Annotated in this window: 28 protein-coding genes and 1 riboswitch; of the genes, 19 read left to right on the forward strand and 9 right to left on the reverse strand. The window is 63.8% G+C overall.

What is annotated here, in order from left to right; translation table 11 throughout:
* The first annotated feature begins 86 nt into the window (after positions 1–86).
* Both ACJRW5_RS16825 and ACJRW5_RS16830 read left to right on the forward strand, forming a co-directional pair.
* On the forward strand, positions 87–1,472 hold the full coding sequence (locus ACJRW5_RS16825) for an MFS transporter (protein WP_484571634.1): 1,386 nt from the start codon (positions 87–89) through the stop codon (positions 1,470–1,472).
* 18 nt (positions 1,473–1,490) lie between these two features.
* Positions 1,491–1,982 (forward strand): single-stranded DNA-binding protein, encoded by a 492-nt coding sequence (locus tag ACJRW5_RS16830; RefSeq protein ID WP_037055750.1) that lies wholly within the window; start codon positions 1,491–1,493, stop codon positions 1,980–1,982.
* Positions 1,983–2,044: 62 nt separating this feature from the next.
* On the opposite strand, the gene gstA is transcribed toward ACJRW5_RS16830, so the two are convergent.
* Positions 2,045–2,650 (reverse strand): glutathione transferase GstA, encoded by a 606-nt coding sequence (gene gstA / locus ACJRW5_RS16835; protein ID WP_484571635.1) that lies wholly within the window; start codon positions 2,648–2,650, stop codon positions 2,045–2,047.
* 96 nt (positions 2,651–2,746) lie between these two features.
* Here gstA and ACJRW5_RS16840 point away from each other — a divergent pair, with 96 nt between their 5' ends.
* From ACJRW5_RS16840 to ACJRW5_RS16850, 3 genes are all read left to right on the forward strand, one after another.
* Positions 2,747–3,148 carry a winged helix-turn-helix transcriptional regulator gene (locus ACJRW5_RS16840; protein ID WP_484571636.1) on the forward strand — a complete coding sequence of 134 codons (402 nt, stop codon included), beginning with the start codon at positions 2,747–2,749 and terminating at the stop codon, positions 3,146–3,148.
* A gap of 85 nt (positions 3,149–3,233) precedes the next feature.
* Complete coding sequence (locus tag ACJRW5_RS16845; RefSeq protein WP_484571637.1) at positions 3,234–4,118, forward strand: sugar nucleotide-binding protein; 885 nt, start codon at positions 3,234–3,236, stop codon at positions 4,116–4,118.
* The gene (locus ACJRW5_RS16850) at positions 4,111–5,034 is read left to right on the forward strand and encodes an NAD-dependent epimerase/dehydratase family protein (RefSeq protein ID WP_484571638.1); all 924 of its coding nucleotides are present in this window, start codon (positions 4,111–4,113) and stop codon (positions 5,032–5,034) included. The genes ACJRW5_RS16845 and ACJRW5_RS16850 overlap by 8 nt, the downstream gene beginning before the upstream one ends.
* Positions 5,035–5,091: 57 nt before the next feature.
* Here the strand turns inward: ACJRW5_RS16850 and ACJRW5_RS16855 are convergent, their stop codons facing one another.
* Entirely contained in the window at positions 5,092–5,775 is a 684-nt protein-coding gene (locus tag ACJRW5_RS16855; protein WP_484571639.1) for an OmpW/AlkL family protein, read from the reverse strand.
* Positions 5,776–5,968: 193 nt separating this feature from the next.
* Between ACJRW5_RS16855 and ACJRW5_RS16860 the strand changes: the two genes are divergently transcribed.
* Genes ACJRW5_RS16860 through ACJRW5_RS16885 form a run of 6 tightly spaced genes read left to right on the forward strand, consistent with a single transcriptional unit; the run spans position 5,969 to position 10,834 of the window.
* Entirely contained in the window at positions 5,969–6,742 is a 774-nt protein-coding gene (locus tag ACJRW5_RS16860; protein WP_484571640.1) for a DUF3450 domain-containing protein, read from the forward strand.
* Positions 6,739–8,088, forward strand: coding sequence for a MotA/TolQ/ExbB proton channel family protein (locus ACJRW5_RS16865; protein ID WP_484571641.1), 1,350 nt, complete (start codon positions 6,739–6,741; stop codon positions 8,086–8,088). Before ACJRW5_RS16860 ends, ACJRW5_RS16865 begins: the two co-directional genes overlap by 4 nt.
* The gene (locus ACJRW5_RS16870; RefSeq protein WP_484571642.1) at positions 8,081–8,629 is read left to right on the forward strand and encodes a MotA/TolQ/ExbB proton channel family protein; all 549 of its coding nucleotides are present in this window, start codon (positions 8,081–8,083) and stop codon (positions 8,627–8,629) included. Before ACJRW5_RS16865 ends, ACJRW5_RS16870 begins: the two co-directional genes overlap by 8 nt.
* Before the next feature lie 11 nt (positions 8,630–8,640).
* On the forward strand, positions 8,641–9,051 hold the full coding sequence (locus ACJRW5_RS16875) for an ExbD/TolR family protein (protein WP_484571643.1): 411 nt from the start codon (positions 8,641–8,643) through the stop codon (positions 9,049–9,051).
* On the forward strand, positions 9,051–9,734 hold the full coding sequence (locus tag ACJRW5_RS16880) for an energy transducer TonB (RefSeq protein WP_484571644.1): 684 nt from the start codon (positions 9,051–9,053) through the stop codon (positions 9,732–9,734). The genes ACJRW5_RS16875 and ACJRW5_RS16880 overlap by 1 nt, the downstream gene beginning before the upstream one ends.
* 2 nt (positions 9,735–9,736) lie before the next feature.
* Positions 9,737–10,834, forward strand: a complete 1,098-nt coding sequence (locus ACJRW5_RS16885) for a tetratricopeptide repeat protein (protein WP_484571645.1) — start codon at positions 9,737–9,739, stop codon at positions 10,832–10,834.
* 120 nt (positions 10,835–10,954) lie between these two features.
* Here the strand turns inward: ACJRW5_RS16885 and ACJRW5_RS16890 are convergent, their stop codons facing one another.
* The 4 genes from ACJRW5_RS16890 to ACJRW5_RS16905 form a co-directional block, all read right to left on the reverse strand.
* Positions 10,955–11,476 carry a DUF3299 domain-containing protein gene (locus tag ACJRW5_RS16890; RefSeq protein WP_484571646.1) on the reverse strand — a complete coding sequence of 174 codons (522 nt, stop codon included), beginning with the start codon at positions 11,474–11,476 and terminating at the stop codon, positions 10,955–10,957.
* Between the two features lie 77 nt (positions 11,477–11,553).
* Positions 11,554–12,816, reverse strand: a complete 1,263-nt coding sequence (locus tag ACJRW5_RS16895) for an ABC transporter permease (RefSeq protein ID WP_484571647.1) — start codon at positions 12,814–12,816, stop codon at positions 11,554–11,556.
* Between the two features lies 1 nt (position 12,817).
* The gene (locus ACJRW5_RS16900; protein WP_484571648.1) at positions 12,818–13,525 is read right to left on the reverse strand and encodes an ABC transporter ATP-binding protein; all 708 of its coding nucleotides are present in this window, start codon (positions 13,523–13,525) and stop codon (positions 12,818–12,820) included.
* Positions 13,526–13,666: 141 nt separating this feature from the next.
* Entirely contained in the window at positions 13,667–14,263 is a 597-nt protein-coding gene (locus ACJRW5_RS16905) for a DUF2796 domain-containing protein (RefSeq protein WP_484571649.1), read from the reverse strand.
* Between the two features lie 111 nt (positions 14,264–14,374).
* Here ACJRW5_RS16905 and ACJRW5_RS16910 point away from each other — a divergent pair, with 111 nt between their 5' ends.
* Positions 14,375–14,719, forward strand: coding sequence for a hypothetical protein (locus ACJRW5_RS16910; protein ID WP_484571650.1), 345 nt, complete (start codon positions 14,375–14,377; stop codon positions 14,717–14,719).
* 5 nt (positions 14,720–14,724) lie between these two features.
* Here the strand turns inward: ACJRW5_RS16910 and trxA are convergent, their stop codons facing one another.
* The 3 genes from trxA to ACJRW5_RS16925 all read right to left on the reverse strand — a co-directional run bounded on the left by trxA (position 14,725) and on the right by ACJRW5_RS16925 (position 16,789).
* Complete coding sequence (gene trxA, locus ACJRW5_RS16915; RefSeq protein WP_484571651.1) at positions 14,725–15,597, reverse strand: thioredoxin; 873 nt, start codon at positions 15,595–15,597, stop codon at positions 14,725–14,727.
* A 101-nt stretch (positions 15,598–15,698) separates the two neighbouring features.
* Positions 15,699–16,358 (reverse strand): class I SAM-dependent methyltransferase, encoded by a 660-nt coding sequence (locus ACJRW5_RS16920; protein ID WP_484571652.1) that lies wholly within the window; start codon positions 16,356–16,358, stop codon positions 15,699–15,701.
* Entirely contained in the window at positions 16,355–16,789 is a 435-nt protein-coding gene (locus ACJRW5_RS16925; protein ID WP_484571653.1) for a hypothetical protein, read from the reverse strand. Before ACJRW5_RS16925 ends, ACJRW5_RS16920 begins: the two co-directional genes overlap by 4 nt.
* A 99-nt stretch (positions 16,790–16,888) precedes the next feature.
* On the opposite strand from ACJRW5_RS16925, the gene nrdR reads away from it, so the two are divergent.
* From nrdR to thiL, 7 genes are all read left to right on the forward strand, one after another.
* Positions 16,889–17,356 (forward strand): transcriptional regulator NrdR, encoded by a 468-nt coding sequence (nrdR, locus tag ACJRW5_RS16930; RefSeq protein ID WP_484571654.1) that lies wholly within the window; start codon positions 16,889–16,891, stop codon positions 17,354–17,356.
* Positions 17,353–18,471 carry a bifunctional diaminohydroxyphosphoribosylaminopyrimidine deaminase/5-amino-6-(5-phosphoribosylamino)uracil reductase RibD gene (gene ribD / locus ACJRW5_RS16935; protein WP_484571655.1) on the forward strand — a complete coding sequence of 373 codons (1,119 nt, stop codon included), beginning with the start codon at positions 17,353–17,355 and terminating at the stop codon, positions 18,469–18,471. The genes nrdR and ribD overlap by 4 nt, the downstream gene beginning before the upstream one ends.
* A gap of 421 nt (positions 18,472–18,892) precedes the next feature.
* A riboswitch (FMN riboswitch) is annotated at positions 18,893–19,047 on the forward strand.
* Positions 19,048–19,173: 126 nt separating this feature from the next.
* Positions 19,174–19,836 (forward strand): riboflavin synthase, encoded by a 663-nt coding sequence (locus ACJRW5_RS16940; RefSeq protein ID WP_484571656.1) that lies wholly within the window; start codon positions 19,174–19,176, stop codon positions 19,834–19,836.
* Positions 19,837–19,847: 11 nt separating this feature from the next.
* A complete protein-coding gene (gene ribBA, locus ACJRW5_RS16945; protein WP_484571657.1) occupies positions 19,848–20,927 on the forward strand; it encodes a bifunctional 3,4-dihydroxy-2-butanone-4-phosphate synthase/GTP cyclohydrolase II in 1,080 nt (359 codons plus the stop codon).
* A gap of 191 nt (positions 20,928–21,118) precedes the next feature.
* Complete coding sequence (ribH, locus tag ACJRW5_RS16950; RefSeq protein ID WP_012019761.1) at positions 21,119–21,595, forward strand: 6,7-dimethyl-8-ribityllumazine synthase; 477 nt, start codon at positions 21,119–21,121, stop codon at positions 21,593–21,595.
* Positions 21,592–22,071 (forward strand): transcription antitermination factor NusB, encoded by a 480-nt coding sequence (gene nusB / locus ACJRW5_RS16955; protein WP_484571658.1) that lies wholly within the window; start codon positions 21,592–21,594, stop codon positions 22,069–22,071. Before ribH ends, nusB begins: the two co-directional genes overlap by 4 nt.
* 102 nt (positions 22,072–22,173) lie before the next feature.
* Positions 22,174–23,127: a thiamine-phosphate kinase gene (thiL, locus tag ACJRW5_RS16960; protein ID WP_484571659.1), complete on the forward strand. Its 954-nt coding sequence runs from the start codon at positions 22,174–22,176 to the stop codon at positions 23,125–23,127.
* Positions 23,128–23,137 lie beyond the last annotated feature (10 nt).

Raw genomic sequence — 23,137 nt, forward strand, 5'->3', positions numbered from 1 at the left:
GCGGCTACCCTGCGGCAAAGTGTGCGCCTGTGCCGAAACGGCGGCGGCTGCTAGAATCGCCGGCTGATTTCCTCAGGGTTTATTCGATGCACGATCCGCACAGCGAGCGCATGAGCAGTAGCGAGACCCGCGCGGCCGGTGGCCTGGCCATGGTCTTCGCGTTTCGTATGCTGGGCATGTTCATGGTGCTGCCGGTTTTGGCTACTTACGGCATGGATCTGGCGGGCAGCACGCCGGCGCTCATCGGCCTGGCCATCGGTGCCTACGGCCTGACCCAGGCGGTATTGCAGATTCCCTTCGGCATCATCAGTGACCGCATTGGCCGCCGCCCGGTGATTTATGTCGGGCTGTTGATCTTCGTCGCCGGCAGTGTGCTGGCCGCCAATGCCGATTCGATCTGGGGGGTGATCGCCGGTCGCGTGCTGCAGGGTGCCGGCGCCATCTCCGCCGCGGTGATGGCGCTTTTGTCGGACCTGACCCGTGAGCAGCACCGCACCAAGGCTATGGCCATGATCGGTATGAGCATCGGGCTGTCGTTCGCGGTCGCGATGGTGGTGGGCCCGTTGCTGACCCGCGCGTTCGGTCTGTCCGGTCTGTTCTGGACGACTGCCGGGATGGCCTTGCTGGGCATCCTGATCGTGGCGGGCGTCGTGCCCAAGGATGCCGGACCGCTGCAGCATCGAGAGTCCGGCGTGGCTGCCCAGGCGCTATGGCCGACGCTGAAGCATGGCGACTTGCTGCGTCTGGACTTCGCCATCCTGGCCCTGCATGCGGTGCTCATGGCCAGTTTCGTTGCTCTGCCGCTGGCGCTGGTGGAGCAGGGCGGGTTGGTCAAGGAGGAGCACTGGTGGGTCTACCTCACTGCGCTGCTGGTGGGGTTCTTCGGCATGGTGCCGTTCATCATCTACGGCGAGAAAAAGCGTCAGATGAAGCGCGTGCTGCTTGGGGCCGTCAGTGTGCTGTTGATCTGTGAGGTCTACTTCGCCGTGTTCGGTCACGGCCTGCGTGCGCTGGTGCTGGGTATCGTGGTGTTCTTCACCGCGTTCAACCTGCTGGAGGCTTCGTTGCCGTCACTGGTCAGCAAGGTGGCGCCGGCCGGTGGCAAGGGCACGGCGATGGGGGTGTACTCCACCAGTCAGTTTCTCGGCGCCGCGCTGGGTGGCATTCTCGGTGGTTGGCTCTACCAGCACATCGGTCTCAATGGTGTGTTCATCGGCTGTGCCGTGCTCTGTGCAATTTGGCTGGCCATTGCTGTTACTATGCGCGAACCGCCGTACGTGACCAGTTTGCGCCTGCCGCTCGATGCCGCGGCACTGGCCGATGTCGAACTGGTCGAACGCCTCAAGGCGACGCCGGGAGTGGCGGACGCCGTGGTGGTGGTCGATGAAGCGGCTATCTATATCAAAGTCGATACCCAACAAGTGGATCGCTCGTCTCTGGAACGCCTGATCGTATCGGCACCAGTGGCGTGACGAGTTTAGGAGAACGTTATGGCCCGTGGGGTTAACAAAGTCATTCTGGTCGGTACCTGCGGCCAGGACCCTGAAACACGCTACCTGCCCAGCGGCAATGCGGTGACCAACCTGAGTCTGGCCACCAGCGAGCAGTGGACTGACAAGCAGACCGGGCAGAAGGTCGAGAAGACCGAATGGCACCGCGTGGCCCTGTTCGGCAAGGTGGCCGAGATTGCCGGCGAATACCTGCGCAAAGGTTCGCAGGTGTACATCGAAGGCAAGCTGCAGACCCGCGAGTGGGAGAAGGACGGTATCAAGCGTTACACCACCGAGATCATCGTCGACATGCAGGGCACCATGCAGCTGCTCGGCGGTCGTCCGAGCGGTGACGACAGCGGTGCCCCGCGCCAGTCGCGCCCGGCGCCGCAGCGCGAACCGCAGCAAGCGCCGCGTCAGGAGCGCCCGGCGCCGCAACAGGCCCAGCCGGCGCCTGACTACGACAGCTTCGATGACGACATCCCGTTCTGATGAACGCGATATCGAGCTGAAACGAAAACCCCGAGCATGCCTCGGGGTTTTTCTTTTGGGCGTCAGAGCAGGCCTTCGGCCTTGAGCGCTTCGATTACCTTCGGGCGTGAGCCGATGCGCGAGCGATAGGTTTGCAGTGTCGGCCATGGGTCGAGAGAGAAACCTACCAAGGCGGACCAGTTCAGGACGGTGAACAGGTAGCCGTCGGCGACGGTGAAGTTGTCACCGAGCAGGAAGGAGTCTTCGCCGAGTTCCGCAACCAGCCAATCGAGACGTTTGCTCAGCAGGGCCTTGGCCGCGTTCTTCCAGTCTTCGCTCTGCGCTGGGTTGAACATGCTGCCCATTGGCTTGTGCAGTTCACTGGAGATGAAGCTCAGCCAGCTTTGCAGCTCGTAGCGTGCCTCGCTGCCATTGGCCGGCGCCAGACCGCTCTCGGGTTTGAGGTCGGCAATGTACTGAAGGATAGCGGCGCCTTCGCTCAGCACTTTGCCGCTGTCCAGCATCAGAGCTGGGATATAGCCCTTGCCGTTGATCCGGGTGTAGTCGGCGCCCGATGCAGTGAGTTTGGTCTGTAGGTCGACCGCCTCCAGTTCGAATGCCAGGCCGGCCTCGCGCAGGGCGATGTGCGGCGCCAGTGAGCAGGCGCCCGCTTTGTAGTACAGCTTCATGCAAGGTTCCTTGTGCGGTGGAGTGATTGCACGAAAGAGCTTACTCTTTGCCTTCCTTTGGGCAAGTACACACCTGATGGTAAGTATGAGGTCTCGATGACTGATGACATTCGCTCCGGCAATGTATTCAGCGGCGTATGTCCGGCGCGCCATGTACTGGCGGTGATCGCCGACAAGTGGTCGCTGTTGCTGATTCACGCGCTGGCACATGGCGGCACATTACGTACAGCCGAATTACGGCGTCGTGTAGAGGGTATTTCGGAGAAAATGCTGATTCAGACGATTCGTCGCCTTGAGCGCTTTGGTCTGGTCGCAAGGCGTGCCTACGCCGAGGTGCCGCCACGGGTCGAGTACTCGCTGACGCCGCTGGGGCATTCGCTCAGTGAGCCGATCCGCGCCATCGATCATTGGGTAGAGCGCAACGTCGGTGAGATCGTCCAGGCGCAGTTGGCCTTCGACCTGGCCAGCGATCCCGAGCAGCGCGCGATTGCAGGGTGACGGCACGGGGTAAAACCAGCAGAATACCGGCCATCATGGCCGCCATATCGGTCGGCAGAACAATTCTGGAGTCACCCGAACCACCATGCGTATGCGCCTGATGCTGCTGGGCGGCGGTAGTGCCTTGGGGCAAGCGCTGATTCGTCTTGGCGCCGAGGAGGACATTGGCTTTCTCGCGCCCAGGCCGCCGGAGAATGGCTGGGATGCCGCTAGCCTGACCGAACTGCTTGACGATACTCGTCCCGATGCGCTGATCAACCTGGCTTACTACTTCGACTGGTTCCAGGCCGAGTCGGTCGCGCCGTCGCGCCTTGCGACTCAAGAGCGTGCAGTCGAGCGTCTGGCCGAGCTTTGTCAGCATCACTCGATCGTGCTGTTGCAGCCCTCCAGTTATCGGGTATTCGATGGCTCGAGGGTGACGGCGTACAGTGAGAAGGAAGAGCCGGTTCCGCTTGGGCTTCGAGGTCAGGCGTTGTGGCGTCTGGAGCAGAGCGTGCGCGCGACCTGTCCACGCCATGTGCTGCTGCGCTTTGGCTGGCTGCTGGACGACAGTCGCGATGGCCTGCTGGGACGCTTTCTATTGCGCGCCGAGCGTGATGATGCGCTGTTTCTGGCGGATGACCGACGCGGCAATCCGACGCCGGTGGACGATGCTGCACGGGTCATTCTGGCCGTATTGAAACAGCTCGACTGTGAATCACCGTTGTGGGGGACGTATCACTACGGTGGGCACGAGACAAGCACTTCGCTTAGCCTTGGTCAGGCGGTGTTGAGCGAGGCCCGCAACTATCGCAGTAACCTGGTCGAGGACGTTGCAGCGCAAGCTCACGCTGCGCGGCCTGATGCAGCCGATGAGCCGCAGCATGCGGTATTGGCCTGCAAGAAGATTCTTCACACCTTCGGTATCAAGCCGCGCGCCTGGCGTGCAGGTTTGCCGAACCTACTGGATCGTTACTATCGCCATGGCTGAATTTCTTGTAACTGGTGGTGCCGGTTTCATCGGCTCGAATCTGGTCGACGCATTGCTGGCCGCCGGCCATGACGTGCGTGTGCTGGACAATCTGTCCATGGGCAAGCGCAGCAACTTGCCGCTGGACAACCCTCGTCTGCGCTTCATCGAGGGCGATGTCGCCGACGCCGCTGTCGTATCGGAGGCGGTGGCGGGATGTGCGGGTGTTGCGCACCTGGCTGCGGTGGCTTCGGTACAGGCGTCGGTGGACGACCCTGTCGCCACTCATCAGAGCAATTTCATCGGCACCCTGAATGTCTGCGAGGCCATGCGTCAACATGGCGTGCGCCGTGTCGTCTATGCCTCCAGCGCAGCCATCTATGGCAACAACGGAGAAGGTGTGGCGATCACCGAGGAAACTGCCAAGGCGCCGCTGACGCCCTATGCATCGGACAAGCTGTCTGGCGAGCACTATCTGGATTTCTACCGTCGTCAGCATGGCCTGGAGCCTGCTGTCTTTCGTTTCTTCAATATCTTCGGGCCGCGCCAGGACCCATCGTCGCCGTATTCCGGGGTGATCAGTATCTTCACTCAGCGTGCGCAGCAGGAGCTGCCGATCAGCGTATTCGGTGATGGTGAGCAGACGCGTGATTTCTTCTACGTCGGGGACCTGGTCGTTCTGCTCATGCAGGGCTTGCTCAATGAGCAGGTGGTGGTCGAGCCGGTCAACGTGGGCTGGAGTCAGGCGGTCAGCCTCAATCAACTGTTGGCGGAAATTGGCGCGCTGTATGGTGGTCTGCCGCAGGTGACGCACATGCCGGCACGTGCGGGTGATATCCGTCATTCGCGAGCAGACAACACGCGTCTGCAGACGCATTACGCGATGCCGCAGCAAACGCCACTGCGTGAAGGGCTGCGACAATTGCTCGGCCTCTGAGAGGAGGCAAAGAAAAAGCCGGCATTTGCCGGCTTTTTCGTGTCTGCGGTTCGGCTGTCAGAACTTGTAGCCCAGGCCAACCATGTAGACGAAAGGATCGACGTCTACATCGACCTTGACCTTGTCGCCGGCCAGGTAGGTGGTGCCGGTGGTCTCGATGTCGATATAGCGCACCTGGGCGTTGACCAGCAGGTTGTCAGTCAGCATGTAGTCCATGCCGATCTGCCCGGCCAGACCCCAGGAGTCCTTCATGTCCAGGCCGCTGAAACCCTTGCCTTCGGCCTCGCTGCTCAGTTCGGTATCGAAGAACCAGGTGTAGTTGATGCCGACGCCAACGTAAGGCTGGAAGGCCGAGCTCTTGTCCAGCGGGTAGTAGATGGCGCTGATGGTCGGCGGCAGATGCTTGAGGCTACCCAGCTTGCCGTTGAGGCCGGAGAAGGCGCCTGGCATGCCTTTTACGCCAACGTCGTGGCTGAAGGGGGTGGCGGCGAGCAGTTCGATGCCGAAGTTGTCGGTGACCATGTAAGCGAAGTTCAAGCCGAGCTGGGTGTCGCTGTCCAGAGTGGCCCCGCTACCAGCGACCTTGCCCAGGGTGGCATGGTCGATATTGCCGCTGTCTTCGTGCGGGTCGACGGTGATTGCGCCAGCGCGAACGATGATGTCGCCAGCCTGGTGGGCTTGGGCAACAGGGGCAGCGATGGCGAGGGCCAGCAGGGAGGCAGTAAACAGTGACTTGTACATAGCGAGCTCCAGTTCGAGTCGTGGTGTGTCTTTGGCTGGAATCAATGCTAAGCCAAGCAACAATTCGCTTTTTGACCTGGCTCAATAGATCGGCGCGCTCTATTGCGCTGTTTTGTCCATTGCTTCAAATGCATCTCTAGATGATAATGTTTCTCTTTTTGAAGCAAGCCCGTCTGTTGAGGACCCTCTGCGCATGAATCGCTTCCCCCTCCGTTCCCTGGCTGTCGCCTTGATGTTGACGAGCGGCTCGCTGGCTGCAGCGCCGCTGGACGCAGCGCTGGACGAAAGTCAGCGCCTGGCCGCCGAAGCCAAGGCCTCCCAGGGCCGTGTCGAGCAACTGGATGACGCCAGTCGTGAAATGCTTAATGAGTACCGCAATGCTTTGCAGCAGGCTGAAGCATTGAAAGGTTATAACAGTCAGCTTCGTGACCTGGTCGAAGCCCAGCGTCAGGAACTGGCCAGTTATCAGAAGCAGCTGGACGGCATCGAGCGGACCCAGGAGGCGGTGAGCCCGCAGATGGTCAAGATGGTCGAGGTACTGGGCGAGTTCATCGCTGCCGACCTGCCATTCCTGCCAGAGGAGCGTGAAGACCGTCTGGCCCAGTTGCAGGATCTGCTGCCGCGTGCGGATGTCAGCCTGGCCGACAAATACCGGCGCATCCTCGAAGCCTATCAGATCGAGAGCGACTACGGTCGCACGCTGGAAGCCTGGCGTGGTGAGCTGAGTCAGAGCGATGGTGGTTCGCGCAGCGTCGAGTTCCTGCGTCTGGGCCGCAGCATGCTCTATTACCAGACCCTGGATGCCCACGAGAGCGGCTGGTGGAATCCGCAGGCCAAGGCCTGGCAGGTGCTCGATGGCAGTGCTCGACGTCCGTTGACCCAGGCTATCGCCATCGCCCGTCAGCAGCAGGCCCCGGCCGTGCTGTCCCTGCCGATCAAGACCTTGGCCGAGGAGGCCGCACAATGAGTCGTCGTGTTGTAGCTGTGCTGGCGCTCGGCCTGTTGCCGGCACTGACCGCCGTAGCCGAAACCCTGAACCCCGATCAATTGCTGCAGCGCATTCGTAGTGAGCGTGCTGCGGAAGTCACTGCCATGCAGGAGCGCGAGCAAGCGTTTCTCGCCAAGCGCGGTGAGCAGGCGCAGTTGCTGTCCACGGCACGTTCCGCGCTGAATGCCCAGAAAGCCGAGAGCGAGCGCCTGAAAGCCGAGTTCGACCGTCAGGAGGCCGAACTGGCTGAGCAGGAAAAACTGCTGGCGCAGCGTGTAGGCCACCTGGGCGAACTGTTCGGTGTCGTGCGCCAGAGTGCTGGTGATGTCGCCGGGCAGTGGCAGGACAGCCTGCTCAATGCCCAGTATCCGGAGCGCTTGAAGCGCCTCAAGGCGCTGGCCGAGAGCCGCTCGCTGCCGTCCGCCGAAGATCTCGATGGCTACTGGATGCTGCTGCTCGAAGACCTGGCCGCCAGCGGTCGTATCGAGCGGGTGCAGTTGCCGGTGGTCAATGCCGACGGCTCGCGCCAGGAGCAGCAGGTGCTACGTGTTGGCACCTTTGCCGCCTATGGTGAGGATGCCTTCCTGCGTTACGACGCCGACGCCGGGCAACTGGTCGCGCCGCCGCGTCAGCCTTCCGGTCTGGGGCAGGTCGAGGACTATCTGAGCAGCAGCGACGCACTGGCAACGCTGCCCATCGATCCGAGCCGCGGCAGTCTGCTGGCACAACTGCAACAGCAGCCGACGCTGTGGGATCGCTTGCAGCAAGGCGGTCTGGTCGGTTGGGTGATCGTCGCCCTGGGTGGTGTCGGCCTGTTGCTGGCGCTGTGGCGGATGATCTACCTCGGTCGCGTCGGCCGCGGCGTCAAGGCGCAGATGCATGACCTTAGTGCGCCGCGTGACGACAATCCGCTGGGCCGGGTCGTCGGTGTGCTGGGCGCCAAGCCGCAGCTGGCCGATCTGGAAACCCTGGAACTGAAGCTGGACGAAGCCATCCTGCAGGAGACGCCGCCGCTGGAGAAAGGTCAGGGTCTGCTCAAGCTGCTGGCCGCCGTGGCGCCGCTGCTCGGCCTGCTGGGTACCGTGACTGGCATGATCGTCACCTTCCAGGCCATCACCCAGAGCGGTGGCGGTGACTCGCGCCTGATGGCCGATGGTATTTCCCAGGCGCTGGTGACCACCGTGCTGGGGCTGGTCGTGGCCATTCCGCTGCTGTTCCTGCACAGCCTGCTGGCAAGCCGCAGCAAGGGCCTGATCCAGGTGCTGGAGCAGCAGAGCGCGGGGCTGGTCGCTCTGCACCTGTCGGGAGCGCCGCGCCGTGACTGATCTGTTCGCCTTCTGGCTGCGTGCGGTCGACAGTGCTTATGCGCTGCTCGACTTCATGAGCGCCGGCGGCGTGGTGATGTGGGCGCTGGGCGGCCTGTGCGTGGTGTTCTGGACGCTGGTGTTCGAGCGTTTCTGGTTCATGCGGCGGATCTTTCCGCGCTGGGTGCAGGAGCGTCGCGAGGCCTGGCAACAGGTACTGGCCGACGACAACGGCAACTGGCAGCGTCAGGTGCGTCTGGCCTGGCTAGCCCAGGCCCGTCAGCAGCTGTCAGCGCCGCTGCGTCTGGGCAAGACCCTGGTGGCGCTGTATCCGCTGCTGGGGCTGCTCGGTACCGTGCTCGGCATGATCGCCGTGTTCGACGTACTCGCCCTCAACGGCACCGGTAACCCGCGCGGCATGGCCGCAGGCGTCTGGCAGGCAACCCTGCCGACCATGGCCGGCATGGTCCTGGCCATTCCCGGATTGTTCAGCCTGGCACGCCTCGAGCGCGAGGCCAGCCAGGCCATCGAGCGGCTGGCCGACCAGCTGCGTCACGACTGAGATCGCCCAACATGAGAATGCGTCGTCACCACCAGCAGGACGAAGACACCGGTATCGACCTCACGCCGATGCTCGACGTGGTCTTCATCATGCTGATCTTCTTCATCGTCACCAGCTCGTTCATTCGCGAGTCCGGGGTCGAGGTTCAACGCCCGCAGGCGGAAACTGCCAGCCCGCAGGACAAAGGCAATATCCTCATCGCCGTCACTGCCGACGGGCAGATCTGGATGGACAAGCAGCCCGTCGACGTGCGCAGCGTGCGCGCCCATGTCGAACGCATGCGGGTCGACCAGCCGGATGGTGCGGTGGTCGTGCAGGCGGATCAGGATGCGCGTACCGGGCTGGTGGTGCAGGTCATGGATCAGGCGCGTCTGGCCGGTGTGCAGGATGTCGCCCTGGCTGCTGGCTCTGGAGTCAACTGATGCGCTTGCCACTGTCTTTCCTCGGTGCCTGCCTGATGGCCTTGGGGCTGTTCGCCCTGATGCTCTACATGGTTGCGCCGCCCAGTGCCAAGGTGAGTCAGGATCCGGTCAGCGTGGCCAACTTCGTGCGCATGGACGGTAATGCCAGTGAAACGGCCAGCCGTACCCGCCAGCAGGCTCCGCAACCGCCACAGCCGCAGACACCGCAGCCGCCGACACCACCGACTCCGCAAACGGCCACGCCGAATGCCAACCTGCCGGCGCTGGACATCCAGTTGCCCAGCCTGGCCAGTGGCATTGCCGTCAACAGCGCGCCGGCGCCCAGCCTGTCCGGTCTGGCACCGGGCGCGCCGGCACCGACACCGCCAAGCGATGCCAGCGAGTCGGGTGGGCAGATGGGGGGCATGGAGAGCGAGGTCATGCCGCTCAATGATGTGCGTCCCGAATATCCGCGTTATGCGCTGCAACGCGGCATCGAAGGCTTCGTCAAACTGGCCTTCACCATCAACCGCTCCGGCAATGTGGAGAACATCCGTGTGCTGGAAGCCAGCCCGCGCAACGTGTTCGAGCGCGAGGCCCGCCGAGCGGCTGCCCGCTGGCGCTTCGTACCACGGACCGAGGGCGGTCTGGCGGTGGACCGCGAAGCTGTGAAAACCCTCTACTTCCGTCTGGAAAGGAGCTGACCATGTACCGTTGGTTGTTGCTCGTGATGCTCAGCGCTGCTGCCGTGCCCGGCATGGCCCAGCAAACCGTCGATCCCGCCGTGTTTCGCGCCCTGAACGCGGCGCAGACTGCGCAGCAGAAAGGTGACTACGCCGCTGCGCGCAAGGCGCTCGATGCGGTCACGGTCTCCAGTGGCAGCCTCGAAGAGGCGCTGGTCTGGCGCAGCAAGGCCTACGTGGCCTGGTCCGCCGGCAACAACACGCAGGCTATCGACTGGCTGGACAAGGCTGTACGCAGCGGCACGCTGGAGGAAGAGATGCTCGTAGTCGAGCGCCTCAACCTGGCCAAGCTCAATCTCGGCGAGCGCCGTTATGCCAAGGTGGTCGAGCTGTTGGCGCCGAATCAGGCCGGTGCCAGCGAAGAGGTGCTGCAGATGCTGGTTCAGGCCTACCAGGGCATGAACCAGCCGGCCAAGGCGTTGCCACTGGCCGAGCGCTACGTGCAGGCTAACCCGAATGCGGCGGACATCTGGCTGCAGTTTCTGGTGGGCGCCAACGCCGACCTGAAGCGTTACGCCCAGGCCGAGCGCTGGCAGCGTCAACTGCTGGCGCGCAAGCCCAACGATGCCAAAGGCTGGCGCCAACTGGCCGGTTTGCAGCAGATGGCGGGCAGCAATGACAAGGCCTTGGCGACCCTGCGCGCCGCACATAGCAAGGGCCTGCGTTTCAGCGAGTCGGAGCTGGACAATCTGGTGTTGCTCGCCGGGGCTGCGGATCAGCCCTGGCAAGGCGCCAAGCTGTTGGCGGGGATGCTCGACAGCGGTCTGCTGGCCAAGACGACTGCTCGCCAGGAGCGCCTGGGCCTGTTCTGGTGGCAAGCCCGTGATCGCGGCGCCGCCGTACGCGTGTTACGGCCGTTGGCGGAGCGTAGCGGCAGCGGCAAGCATTGGCTGTACGTGGCCCAGCTGGAACTCGAGCAGGCACGTTGGCAAGCCGGTCTGGATGCATTGGCGCGTGCCGAGCGCAACGGCGCCGAGCGGGCCAAGGTCCGTTCCTGGCGGCAGTGGGCGGAAAGCGAGCTGCGTTTCGAGCGTGAGAACCGCGTCGCCAGCCGCTCATAGGCACAGCGAATACGGATATGAAAAAGCCAGACTCGATGTCTGGCTTTTTCTTTGGAGAGGTCTTTGTAAGCGCGGATTTATCCGCGAATCTTTTCGCGGCTGAAGCCGCTCCTACGAAGATCAGCTGTCGGGGATTTCGTAGGCGTAGATCTTGTTCGCCTGCATCTGGTAACCGACTTCGGCCAGTTCACTGCTGACGTGTTCGACCTTCATCGGGCCCTCGACCCAGAATGGCTGGTACAGAGCATCGAGCAGCACGCCCAGTTCGCTGGTGACGTGGACGATCTGATTGGACGGCGGTGGCGGTACATGGATGCAGGCGCCGAAGTAGGGCACCAGGAGAAACTCCACAACCCGGCCTTCGTCAGTCACGTCCAGCGGCACGATATAGCCTGGCAACTTCACCATCTGACCGTTCAGCTCCTTCACCACTGGCGCTGCGGGCGACTGCTGCATGGCTGCCGGACCCGACTCGACCAGAGCATCGGCCAGCTTCGACAGGTCATGGATGGGGCTGGGGTCGACATTCTGCGGCGGTGCGTTCGGTGGAATCAGTTCGGACCAGGTGAGGTCGCGCACTTCGGCCGCGGCCAGCGGCAGTGCCAGGGCCAGCAACAGAGTGGCGAGCAGGGAGCGGAACATGGACTACCTCGATGACAACGGTTCGCTGTGCAGTTTACGTGGAGTGCTGGCACAGGCGAACCGCTTTGCGTGAACGTTCACAGCCGAATCGACAGACCGTCAGCCAGTGATTGCCGGTAGGCGCGCCAGGCCGGTACGCAACCCATCAGCACGGCGGCCGCCAGGATGGCGCCGAGCAACGTCCACTCATAGGTCGTCGGTGCGCTCAGCGGCAGGTACAAGCCGTAATTGGCCTGTACGTAGCCCTGCGCACCGGCGATCGCGCCATACAGCAGGGCGGTGCCGGCCGCGACGCCGGCCACGGCCAGGGCGAAGGCTTCGAGAATCAGCAGGCTGGCGATATGCCAGGGTCGAGCACCGACCGAGCGCAGAATGGCCATCTCCCGGCGGCGCTCGTTGAGGCTGGTGAGAATGGCCGTGAGCATGCCGATCAGCCCGGTCAGCACCACGAACAGCGACACCACGAACAGCGCTTTCTCCGCGGTGCCCATCAGGCTCCATAGCTCCTGTAGGGCAACGCCAGGAAGGATCGCCAGCAGCGGCTCGCCGCGGTAGTCATTGACCTGGCGCTGGATGGCGAAGGTCGCAATCTTGCTTTTCAGGCCCAGCATCATAGCGGTGATGGCCTTGGGTTGCAGGTTCATGTGCCGTGCCTGATCGGCGTCGACGCGTGCATCGCCGCGTGCCGGCACGCCGTTCTGCCAATCGACGTGTAGTGCTTCCATGCCCTCCAGGGATATGTGCAGGGTGCGATCCACCGGCGTGCCGGTGCGCTCGAGAATACCCACTACCCTGAACGGTTTGTCGTCGTGCTGCTGCAGGCTGATGGTGGCTACGCCGTGTGCGAGCACCAGGCTGTCACCCAGCTTGTAGTTGAGTGCCTGCGCGACTTCGGCGCCGAGCACCACGTCGAACACGTCCTTGAACGGTTCGCCCTGGGCCAGTTTGAGGGCCTGGCTGCGGCCGTACTGATAGTGCTCGAAATAGCTTTGGTTGGTGCCCATGACCCGGTAGCCGCGGTGCGAGTCCCCCAGAGAGATGGGGATGGCCCAGGCCACTTGCGGATGGGAGGCCAGCATCTCGAAGCTGTCCCAGCGGATGTTGTTGGTGGCATTGCCGATGCGGAATACCGAATAGAGCAGCAGATTGACGCTGCCCGAACGGGCGCCGACGATCAGGTCGGTGCCGCTGATGGTGCTGGCGAAACTGGCACGCGCCTCGGTGCGCACCCGCTCCACTGCCAGTAGCAGGCAAACCGAGAGGGCGATGGCGAAGACCGTGAGCAGGGCGGTGAAGCGACGGTTGGCCAGGCTGGCCAGGGCAATACGGATCAGGTGCATCTCAGACCTCGGCAGGCTTGGCAGCGCGGTTGAGTTCGCTCAGCGAAACGCTGTGATCGAACAGCGGTGCCAGGCTCTGGTCATGGCTGACGAACAGCAGGCTGGCGCCGACATCGCGGCATTCGCCGAACAGCAGTTCGAGAAACGCCTGGCGGGCATCGGCATCCAGTGCTGAGGTGGGCTCGTCGGCAATCACCAGCTCCGGTTGGCCTATCAGCGCGCGAGCGGCAGCCACCCGTTGCTGTTGGCCGATGGAGAGCGCATCGGCACGCCGCTCGAGCAGCTCCGGGCGCAGGCCGAGATGCTCGAGCAACTTGCTGGCCGCCTGACCGACGCTGCCGTAACGCTGGCTTGCACGCTCGGCACGTAGCGTGGAGAAACGGCAAGGCAGCTCGACGTTCTCGCGCACGCTGAGAAAGGGCAGCAGGTTGAATTGCTGGAAGATGTAACCGGTGTGATCCACGCGAAAACGATCTCTACGCGCTGCCGAAAGCTGCGCCAGATCCTCGCCGAGCAGATGGATGTGGCCGCGCCCAGGTTTCTGCACGCCGCCGAGCAGGCCCAGCAGCGTCGTTTTGCCGCTGCCGCTGGGGCCTTTGAGAAAGAGGGTTTCACCGCGTTGCAGGTGGAAACTGGGAATGTCCAGAAGCTCATCCTGGCCGGGCCAGGCAAAGCCGAGTTCGCTGAGTTCGATCAGTGCTGAGGTCATGGGTACGGCTGGCGATGGGGAGTCGGGATGTGCTGGCCCCGAGCGGGGCCTCTGTTGCACATCATACAAGCACGCAAGGCTGGCAGGCTGAACCGGAGCTTGCGTTCAGGCTGCCAGCCTTGTGGGTAGCCCGCCTGGTGTTCAGAAGCTCAGGCGCGGGTTGGCTGCCGTGGACTCAGCGCCTTGCTGGCCGTTCGGACCGATCAACTGCACGTTGATTTTCTGAGTGGCCGGGAATTGCTTGTAGAACGCAGTCAGATCGAAAGCCTTGAGCTGCTCGGGCTGTTTGCAGGTAAAGCTGTAGTCGGCGTCGATATCCGTATGAGCATGCTCGTGCTCGTGCTCGTGCTCATGTTCGTGTTCATCGGCATGTTCATGTTCATGCTCATGTTCGGCATCTCCGAACAGTGGGCTGTGCACTTCCTGCGAGGTCAGGCTGCAGTCGGCCGCGGTAGGCAGGCTGAACAGTTCGGCAGCTTTCTCCAGTTGGGCACGTGCTGCTGCCACGGCCTTCTTGTCTGCGTCACTGTTGGCGGCGTGCTCGAAACCGACGATGTTCATGGCCGGGCTCTGCAGTTCGATTTCCAGGGTCTGGCCATCGAGCGCCACGTTCAGTGTGGCGACGCCATGTTCGTGCTTGCCGAGGCTGCCATGTTCACCGTCATGCTCGTGATCATGGGCCTGGGCTGCGACCAGGGGCAGAAGGGCAAAGGGCAGGGCTAGCAACAGGTGGCGCATGGAAGTCTCCGACGTTGGGAAAATATTGTGTTACGTTATAACGGATTTATCGGTCATCTGGCCAGTCTGTCGTTGTCATGGGAGCATGTTCACTTCGAATTGGAGGTGAGTATGGTGCGTATCCGTGGGCGCATCGGCGATTGGCCGGTGGATCTGACGCTGGAGCTGGATGCCGAGGACTGGGCGCAACTGGCGCAACGAGTGGTCATTGCGCCCGCTGTCAGTGAGGCGACGTCAGCGCCCGTGGTTGATGCGGGAGATGCCCTGTGGCAGACCGCGTTGCAACTGGTGCGTGATGCGGGGCAGGTCGAAGGGCCGCGCTTGCTGGCGCAACTGGCGGCCTTGGCGGGAGGCGAGGCGGCGGGCAAGCGCCTGTTGGTGCGCTTGCGCCACTGCGAACAGATTCGCATGGAGACCGGCGCGGATGCGCCGATCTACCACTGGGTGACGGAGTAGAGGGATCAGTAGATCGCCTGATACAGCTTGCGGCGATAGGCGGTAACCAGCGGGTGATCGCCGCCGAGCAGATCGAACACCTGGAGCAGGGTCTTGTGCGGCAAGCCGTCCTGATAACTGCGGTTGCGTACGAACAGCTTCAGCAGTGCATCCAGTGCAGCTTCGTACTGCTGGCGCGCCAGTTGTTGCACGGCGAGCTGATAGACCGCTTCGTCGTCTTCGGCATTTTGCGCCAGACGGCTTTTTAGCGTGGCGACCTCCGGCAGGTCGGCAGCCTGACGCAGGAAGGTCAGCTGCGCCTTGGCGCCGGCCAGCGCCTGCTTGTGTTCGTCGCCTTTCACGGCATTGAGCACGGTCTCGGCTTCGCCCAGTTCACCGCGCTCGGCCAGGCAACGGGCATAGAGGATCAGTGCCGCGGCGTTCTCGTTGTCCTCGCTCAGCACCTGCTTGAGCAGGGCCTCGGTCTCGGCGAAACGCCCCTCGCTGAACAGCGCCTGGGCCGCTTCCATGGGATCGGCGGCGGCGGGTGCCGGTTCGGCCACGTGCGGTTTGAGCATCTCGCGAATTGCCGCTTCCGGTTGGGCACCGGCGAAACCGTCCACCGGCTGGCCGTCCTTGAACAGCACTACGGTCGGCAGGCTGCGAATGCCGAAGCGCATGACGATGTCCTGCTCGATATCGCAGTTGACCTTGGCCAGCAGCAGCTCACCGGCGTATTCCTCGGTGATCTTCGCCAGCATTGGCATCAGCGCCTTGCACGGCGCGCACCACTCGGCCCAGAAGTCCACCAGCACCGGCTTGTGGAAGGAGTTCTCGATGACGAGTTGCTCGAAGCTGGCAGCGCCGGCAACGTCGAAGATATAGGGGGAGTCGCTCATGATCGGTCTCGAAGGCAAGGCAATGGTCTATTAATGCGGGCGCGCGGCTCACGAAACAAGGGGGGGCGCCGATGTTGCCTGTTGCCCGGCTGGCATCCGGGCTACGTCGGTCGTCGTGCATGATACAGGCTGACCTGGCGAAACTCCGCCGGCTCGGCCAGATCCGGCCAGGTGCAGCCGTCGAGCAGGGCCAGGCGCCGGTACAGCGCATGCTGGAAGTCCTTGACTCGTGAGTCGGCCACCAGGGCCTGCTGTCCGCGGCTGAGGAAGTGATCGAGCAGCGGCAGGTTGGCACGATCGTAGAGTACGTCAGCCACCAGGATCAGGTCGAAACGATCCGCCTCGGCGAAGAAGTCTGGCGAATAGCTGAGCGTCACCCCATTGAGCTCGGCATTGGCGCGGCAGGCGGCCAGGGCCAGTGGGTCGAGGTCACAGGCGACCACCTCGGCCGCACCAGCCTTGGCCGCGGCGATGGCGGCCACGCCACTGCCTGCGCCGAAGTCCAATACGCGCTTGTCACGCACCCACTCGGGGCGCTCGGCCAGCCAGCGCGCCAGCACCAGGCCGCTGGCCCAGCAGAAGCACCAGTAGGGCGGCTCTTCGAGAATGTGCCGGGTTTCCTCGGGATTGAAGGCGCGGTCCATGTTGCTGGCGTCGATCAGCCACAGGGCGATATCGGTGTCGGGCAGCTTTTCGGCGGTCAGGCGGGCATCGCCGAGCAGTTCGCTCAGCGCCTGTTGCAGCGGCTCTGGGGCATTCATGGGGCGGGCACCAGGCTCAGTGTGCCGAGATCCTGATCCTGCAGGTTGCTGATGGTGCGTGCCGGCAGGCGCTGCACCAGGCGCCCGGCCTGGCTGACGCGGCCACGCAGCTCCACGCGCTGCGTCTGGCTGGGCGGCACGGCGTCCAGCGGCAGTTGGAACCGCAACGGCTGGCCGTCGCCACGCAGGTGAGCCTGGCCGAGCAGGGCGGTCGGCCGCCCACTGAGGTCGATGGCGAGCAACGCCAACTCTACGTCGGCACCCGGTGCGACGCCCAGTAGTTGTCCGCGCAGGCTCGGCGCTGCCGTGGCAGGCGTGACTGGCGGCGCGTCCGTTTTGGGTGCAGGTGCTGGTACTGCCGGCTGCTCGCTGACGCAAGCGGCCAACAGGCCGGCCAGGGCCAAAAGAAAGGGGTTCCGGTAGCGGCTCATCACATCCTCGATTCTGGTACGGGCGCCCAATAGCTTAATTTGTCTTGCCGCCTCTATGCGCTACCATGGCGCCTTTGCCGCCATCAGCCTGCGCCTGCCATGCACTGTCCGTTCTGTGATGCCAACGACACCAAGGTCATCGATTCCCGTCTGGTCGCCGAGGGCGATCAGGTTCGCCGCCGTCGCGAATGCGTGGCCTGCGGTGAGCGCTTCACCACCTTCGAAACCGCCGAGTTGGTGATGCCGCGACTGATCAAGCAGGATGGCAGCCGCCAGCCCTTCGATGAGGAGAAGCTGCGCGCCGGCATGCAGCGTGCGCTGGAGAAGCGCCCGGTCAGCGTCGAGCGTCTGGAAGAGGCGATTGCCCGCATCAAGCAGCAACTGCGCGCTACCGGCGAGCGCGAAGTGAAGTCGCTGGTGCTCGGTGAGTTGGTGATGAGCGAGCTGAGCAAGCTCGACGAGGTGGCCTATATCCGCTTCGCTTCGGTCTACCGGCGTTTCCAGGACCTCAACGAATTCCGCGAAGAAATCGAGCGCCTGGCTCGCGAGCCCTCGAAAAGCCGATGAGCGACCTCGATCATTTATTCATGGCGCGAGCGCTCAAGCTGGCGCGTAAAGGTCTCTACTCCACCCATCCCAATCCGCGTGTCGGCTGCGTGATCGTGCAGGACGGGCGGATTGTCGGCGAGGGCTGGCATGCCCGCGCAGGTGAGCCGCACGCCGAGGTGCATGCGCTGCGTCAGGCGGGCGACAAGGCACGCGGCGCTACGGCCTTCGTCACTCTGGAGCCCTGCAGCCATCATGGGCGTACCCCGCCATGCGCTGACGGTCTGATCGCCGCGGGGATCGGCCGGGTGGTGGCCGCCATGCAGGACCCCAACCCGCAGGTGGCCGGCAATGGCCTGCGCCGCCTCGCCGATGCGGGGATCGAGGTCCGTTGTGGTGTGCTGGAGAGTGAGGCGCGGGCCCTCAATGCCGGATTCATCAAACGCATGGAACAGGGGCTGCCGTTCGTTCGGGTCAAGCTGGCGATGAGCCTGGACGGGCGCACGGCCATGGCCAGTGGCGAGAGCCAGTGGATCACCGGGCCGTCGGCACGCGCCGAGGTGCAGCGTCTGCGCGCGCAGGCCAGCGTGGTGCTGAGTGGTGCCGACACGGTGCTGGCCGACGATGCCCGGCTGACCGTGCGCCCCGATGAGCTGGGCCTGGGCGCGGAGCTGACCGCGCTGGCGCAGCGTCGTCCGCCGCTACGCGTGCTGGTCGACGGGCGTTTGCGGGTGCCGCTGAGCAAGGCGTTCTTTCAGGTTGGCCCGGCGCTGGTCGCGACCTGCGCTGCCGCTACCGCACGTGACCGCTACCTGGCCGAAGGGCATGAGTTGCTGGCCGTGCCTGGCAGCAATGGTCATGTCGACTTGCGCAAACTGCTTCTGGAGCTGGCCGGGCGCGGAGTCAACGAAGTGCTGGTCGAGGCCGGCCCGCGCCTGGCCGGTGCCTTCGCGCGTGCCGGGCTGGTGGATGAGTACCGCATCTTCATGGCGCCCAAACTGCTGGGCTCCAGTGCGCGTCCGCTACTCGAACTGCCGCTGAACCGCATGGCCGAGGCGCCGGAGTTGCAGATCGTCGATATGCGCGCGGTGGGTGACGACTGGCAGATCACCGCGCGGCCGAAGGCGCACAGCTAGGCCGCGCCAGATACCCAGCGACTTCGTAGGAGCGGCTTTAGCCGCGATGAGGTATCTGCTTCAGGCAAAGGCCAACCAACGCCAAGGTTCGTGAGTTTTCCCCGGATTGCATCCGGGTTACGCGCTGGTCGCGGTTGTTGTAGGAGGCGCTTCAGCGGCGAGCTTTCCGGTGGTCAGGGCTGGAAATCCGTAGCCGGGATGCAATCCAGGGGATTCGACTGCATCGCGGCTGAAGCCGCTCCTACAGGTTGAGCGTTGCAGTATTGCTTTGGGTGGGAGCGGATTTATCTGCGCAAGCGGCCGCCTGGTGGGCGAGTGAGTTACGCGACAGAAGGGCGGGTGATTCGCGTCTGACCGCTGCCTGCACCATGCTAAACGGCAATAAATGTGGTAAAACGCCTCGCGGCCATTCGCTTGGCCGCAACGTTCTCAGGGCGGGGTGCGATTCCCCACCGGCGGTAATGGTTCGCAGAACCTAGCCCGCGAGCGCTCGCCACGGCTCCTGCCGCGCGAGGTCCAGCAGACCCGGTGCGATTCCGGGGCCGACGGTATAGTCCGGATAAAGAGAGAGCGGGATTCCCTCCTCGGGCGCCTCGTGCGTGTCCGTGAAATCCCTATCGATCGGCATTGCCCTGTTTTTGACCAAAACAGGAGTTCGTCCATGCTGTTCAGCATCATCTTCAACGTGAAACCGGAGGGCGCATGTTCACCGGCATAATCGAAGCCATCGGCAGCATCCGCGCCATGGCACCCAAGGGCGGCGACGTGCGCGTCTACGTGGCCACCGGCAAGCTCGACCTTGGCGACGTCAAGCTCGGCGACAGCATCGCAGTCAACGGCGTTTGCCTGACCGCCGTGGAGCTGCCCGGCGACGGCTTCTGGGCCGACGTCAGCCGCGAGACCCTGGCGCGTACCGCCTTCGTCGACCTCAAGCCTGGCAGCGCCGTCAATCTGGAAAAGGCCCTGACGCCGACCAGCCGCCTCGGCGGGCACCTGGTCAGCGGCCACGTCGACGGCGTCGGTGAAATCGTCGCCCGTGCCGATAACGCCCGCGCCGTGCAGTTCAAGGTGCGCGCGCCGCGTGAGCTGGCCAAGTACATCGCGCACAAGGGCTCGATCACCGTCGATGGCACCAGCCTGACCGTCAACGCCGTCGACGGCGCCGAGTTCGAGCTGACCATCGTGCCGCACACCCTGGCCGAGACCATCATGGTCGACTACCAGCCCGGACGTAAGATCAACCTCGAGGTGGACCTGCTGGCGCGTTATCTGGAGCGCCTGCTGCTCGGCGACAAGGCCGCTGAATCCACGGCCTCGGGCCTGACCGAAAGCTTCCTGGCCGAACACGGCTACCTGAACAAGTGAGATGCGCCACCATGGCTCTGAATACCGCTGAAGAACTGATCGAAGACATCCGCGCCGGCAAGATGGTCATCCTCATGGATGACGAGGACCGCGAGAACGAAGGCGACATCATCATCGCTTCCGAATGCTGCACCGCTGAGCACATCAACTTCATGGCCCGCTTCGCCCGTGGCCTGATCTGCATGCCGATGACCCGCGAACGCTGCGAGTTGCTCAACCTGCCGTTGATGGCGCCGCGCAACGGCTCCGGTTTCGGCACCAAGTTCACCGTTTCCATCGAGGCCGCCGAAGGTGTCACCACCGGCATTTCCGCCGCCGACCGTGCGCGTACCGTGCAGGCGGCCGTCGCGCGCAATGCGGTGGCGGACGATATCGTCAGCCCCGGCCACATCTTCCCGCTGATGGCGCAGCCCGGCGGCGTGCTGGCGCGTGCCGGTCACACCGAAGCGGCCTGCGATCTGGCACGCATGGGCGGTTTCGAGCCGAGCGGCGTGATCTGCGAAATCATGAACGAAGACGGCACCATGGCTCGTCGTCCGGAGCTGGAGAAGTTCGCCGAGGAGCATGACATCAAGATCGGCACCATCGCCGACCTGATCCACTATCGCCTGATCCACGAGCGTACCGTCGAGCGCATCAGCGAGCAGCCGCTGGACACCGAACTGGGCCAGTTCAACCTGGTGACCTACCGCGATGGCGTGGAGAACACCGCGCACATGGCTCTGACCCTGGGCACCATCTGCGCCGAGGAAGCGACCCTGGTGCGGGTGCATAACATGGACCCGCTGCGCGACCTGTTCATGGTCAACCAACCGGGGCGCTGGAGCATGCGTGCGGCTATGGCCGAGGTGGCCAAGGCCGGTAGCGGTGTGGTGCTGCTGCTGGGCAACCCGATGACCGGACCGGAGCTGCTGGCACTGATCAGCCGTCAGCAGCCTGCCAACCCGGCGACCTACAGCACCGTTGGTGCCGGTTCGCAGATCCTGCGTGACCTCGGTGTGCGCAAGATGCGCCTGATGAGCTCGCCGATGAAGTTCAACGCGATATCCGGCTTCGACCTCGAAGTTGTAGAATACCTGCCGGCAGATTAACAGCGGCCCGAAGGGCCAAAGCTGATGACCCTCTCCCACAAGTGGGAGAGGGGGAGCTAATGCAGGTAGCCCGGCTGCAATCCGGGGACGTCGGCATAATGGCCCCGGATTGCAGCCGGGCTACGCTGACAACCGAATTTTATTTTTCAGGGCAACGATGCCCTGGCTCTTTAACCCATGTGAGACCCGTCATGACCCTGAAGACCATCGAAGGTACCTTCATCGCCCCCAAGGGCAAATACGCCCTGGTGGTAGGCCGTTTCAACAGCTTCGTCGTCGAGAGCCTGGTCAGCGGCGCCATCGATGCCCTGGTCCGTCACGGCGTCAGTGAAAGCGACATCACCATCATTCGCGCACCGGGTGCCTTCGAAATCCCGCTGGTCACCCAGAAAGTCGCCCAGCGTGGCGAATACGCGGCCATCATCGCCCTGGGCGCTGTGATCCGTGGCGGTACGCCGCACTTCGAATACGTCGCCGGTGAGTGCACCAAGGGCCTGGCTCAGGTCTCCATGGAATACGGTGTACCGGTCGCCTTCGGCGTACTGACCGTCGACTCCATCGAACAAGCCATCGAACGTTCCGGCACCAAGGCGGGTAACAAGGGTGCCGAAGCTGCGCTGTCTGCCCTGGAAATGGTCAGCCTGCTGGCGCAGTTGGAGGCCAAGTGAGCAACTCCGGTAACGGCCAGCCGGCCAAGAAGGGTCCCAGCGGCAAGATTCTCGCTCGTCGCGAGGCCCGTACTCTGGCCATGCAGGCGCTGTATTCCTGGCATATCGCCGGGCAGCCGCTGAACGAGATCGAAGCGCAGTTCCGTGTCGATAACGACTTCAGCAAGGTCGATGGCGCCTACTTTCACGAGATTCTCCACGGCGTTCCGCGGCAGAAGACCGAACTGGACGAAGCGTTCGCGCCGCTGCTCGACCGCCCGTTGGAAGACATCGACCCGGTCGAGCTGGCCATCCTGCGTCTGTCTACCTACGAGCTGAAGAACCGCGTTGACGTGCCCTACAAGGTGGTGATCAACGAAGGTATCGAACTGGCCAAGGTGTTCGGTGCTACCGACGGGCACAAGTTCGTCAATGGCATCCTCGACAAGCTGGCGCCGAAGCTGCGTGCTGCCGAAGTCAACGCCAACAAGCGTTGAGGCCCTGGCGGATGCTCACGGAAGCTGATTTACGATCTCGCGAGCTAGAGTCCTGCAAGGCAAAAGCAGTAGGGCCGACGCGCAGCAGATCGTTGCCTTCCCATGGGTGAGTTCGAGCTGATTCGCCATTACTTCGCCGCTGCCCCCTGTGCTCACGGTGGTGACGGCGTTGTCCGCGGCATCGGCGATGACTGTGCGCTGCTGTCGGTGCCTACCGGCGAGCAGCTGGCGATCTCCACCGACACGCTGGTGGCCGGAGTGCACTTTCCGGTCGATGGCGACCCCTTTCTGCTCGGTCAGCGTGCGCTGGCCGTGTCTGCCAGTGACCTGGCCGCCATGGGCGCTACGCCCCTGGCTTTCACGCTTGCGATGACGCTGCCGGATGCCGACGAAACCTGGCTGGCCGGCTTTGCCCGTGGCCTGCAACACATGGCCCAAGGCTGCTCGCTGGCGCTGGTCGGCGGCGATACCACCCGTGGCCCGCTGAGCCTGACCCTGACCGTGTTTGGTCGTGTGCCGGCTGGTCAGGCGTTGTTGCGCAGCGGTGCGCAGGTTGGCGATCTGCTCTGCGTGGGTGGTGAGCTGGGAGACGCCGCTGGTGCTCTGCCGCTGGTGCTTGGGCGGTGTGAGGCTCGTGCCGAGATCGCCGAGGCGCTGTTGGCCCGCTACTGGTCGCCGCAGCCTCAGCTGGCGCTGGGGCAGGCCCTGCGTGGACGCGCCACGGCGGCGCTGGATATCTCCGACGGGCTGCTGGCGGACTGCGGTCACATCGCCAGAGCATCACAGGTCGCCCTGCAGATCGAGCAGGAGCGTCTACCGCTCTCTGCGCCGCTACGCGCCTTTGCCGGAGACGAGCAGGCGCGAATCTGCGCGCTCAGTGGTGGCGATGACTACCGGCTGGCCTTTACCCTACCCCCTACGCTGCTTACTGAGCTTCAGGCCGACTGGCCCGAGGTGCGGGTCGTCGGCCGCGTGGTGGCCGGCAGCGGTGTTCAGGTACTGGATGCCGACGGCCAGCCCATCGAGTCGCCCCGCGGCGGCTACCAACATTTCTGACAGGACGGAG

The organism is Pseudomonas pichavaramensis, assembly GCF_050473265.1.
Lineage (GTDB): Bacteria > Pseudomonadota > Gammaproteobacteria > Pseudomonadales > Pseudomonadaceae > Aquipseudomonas.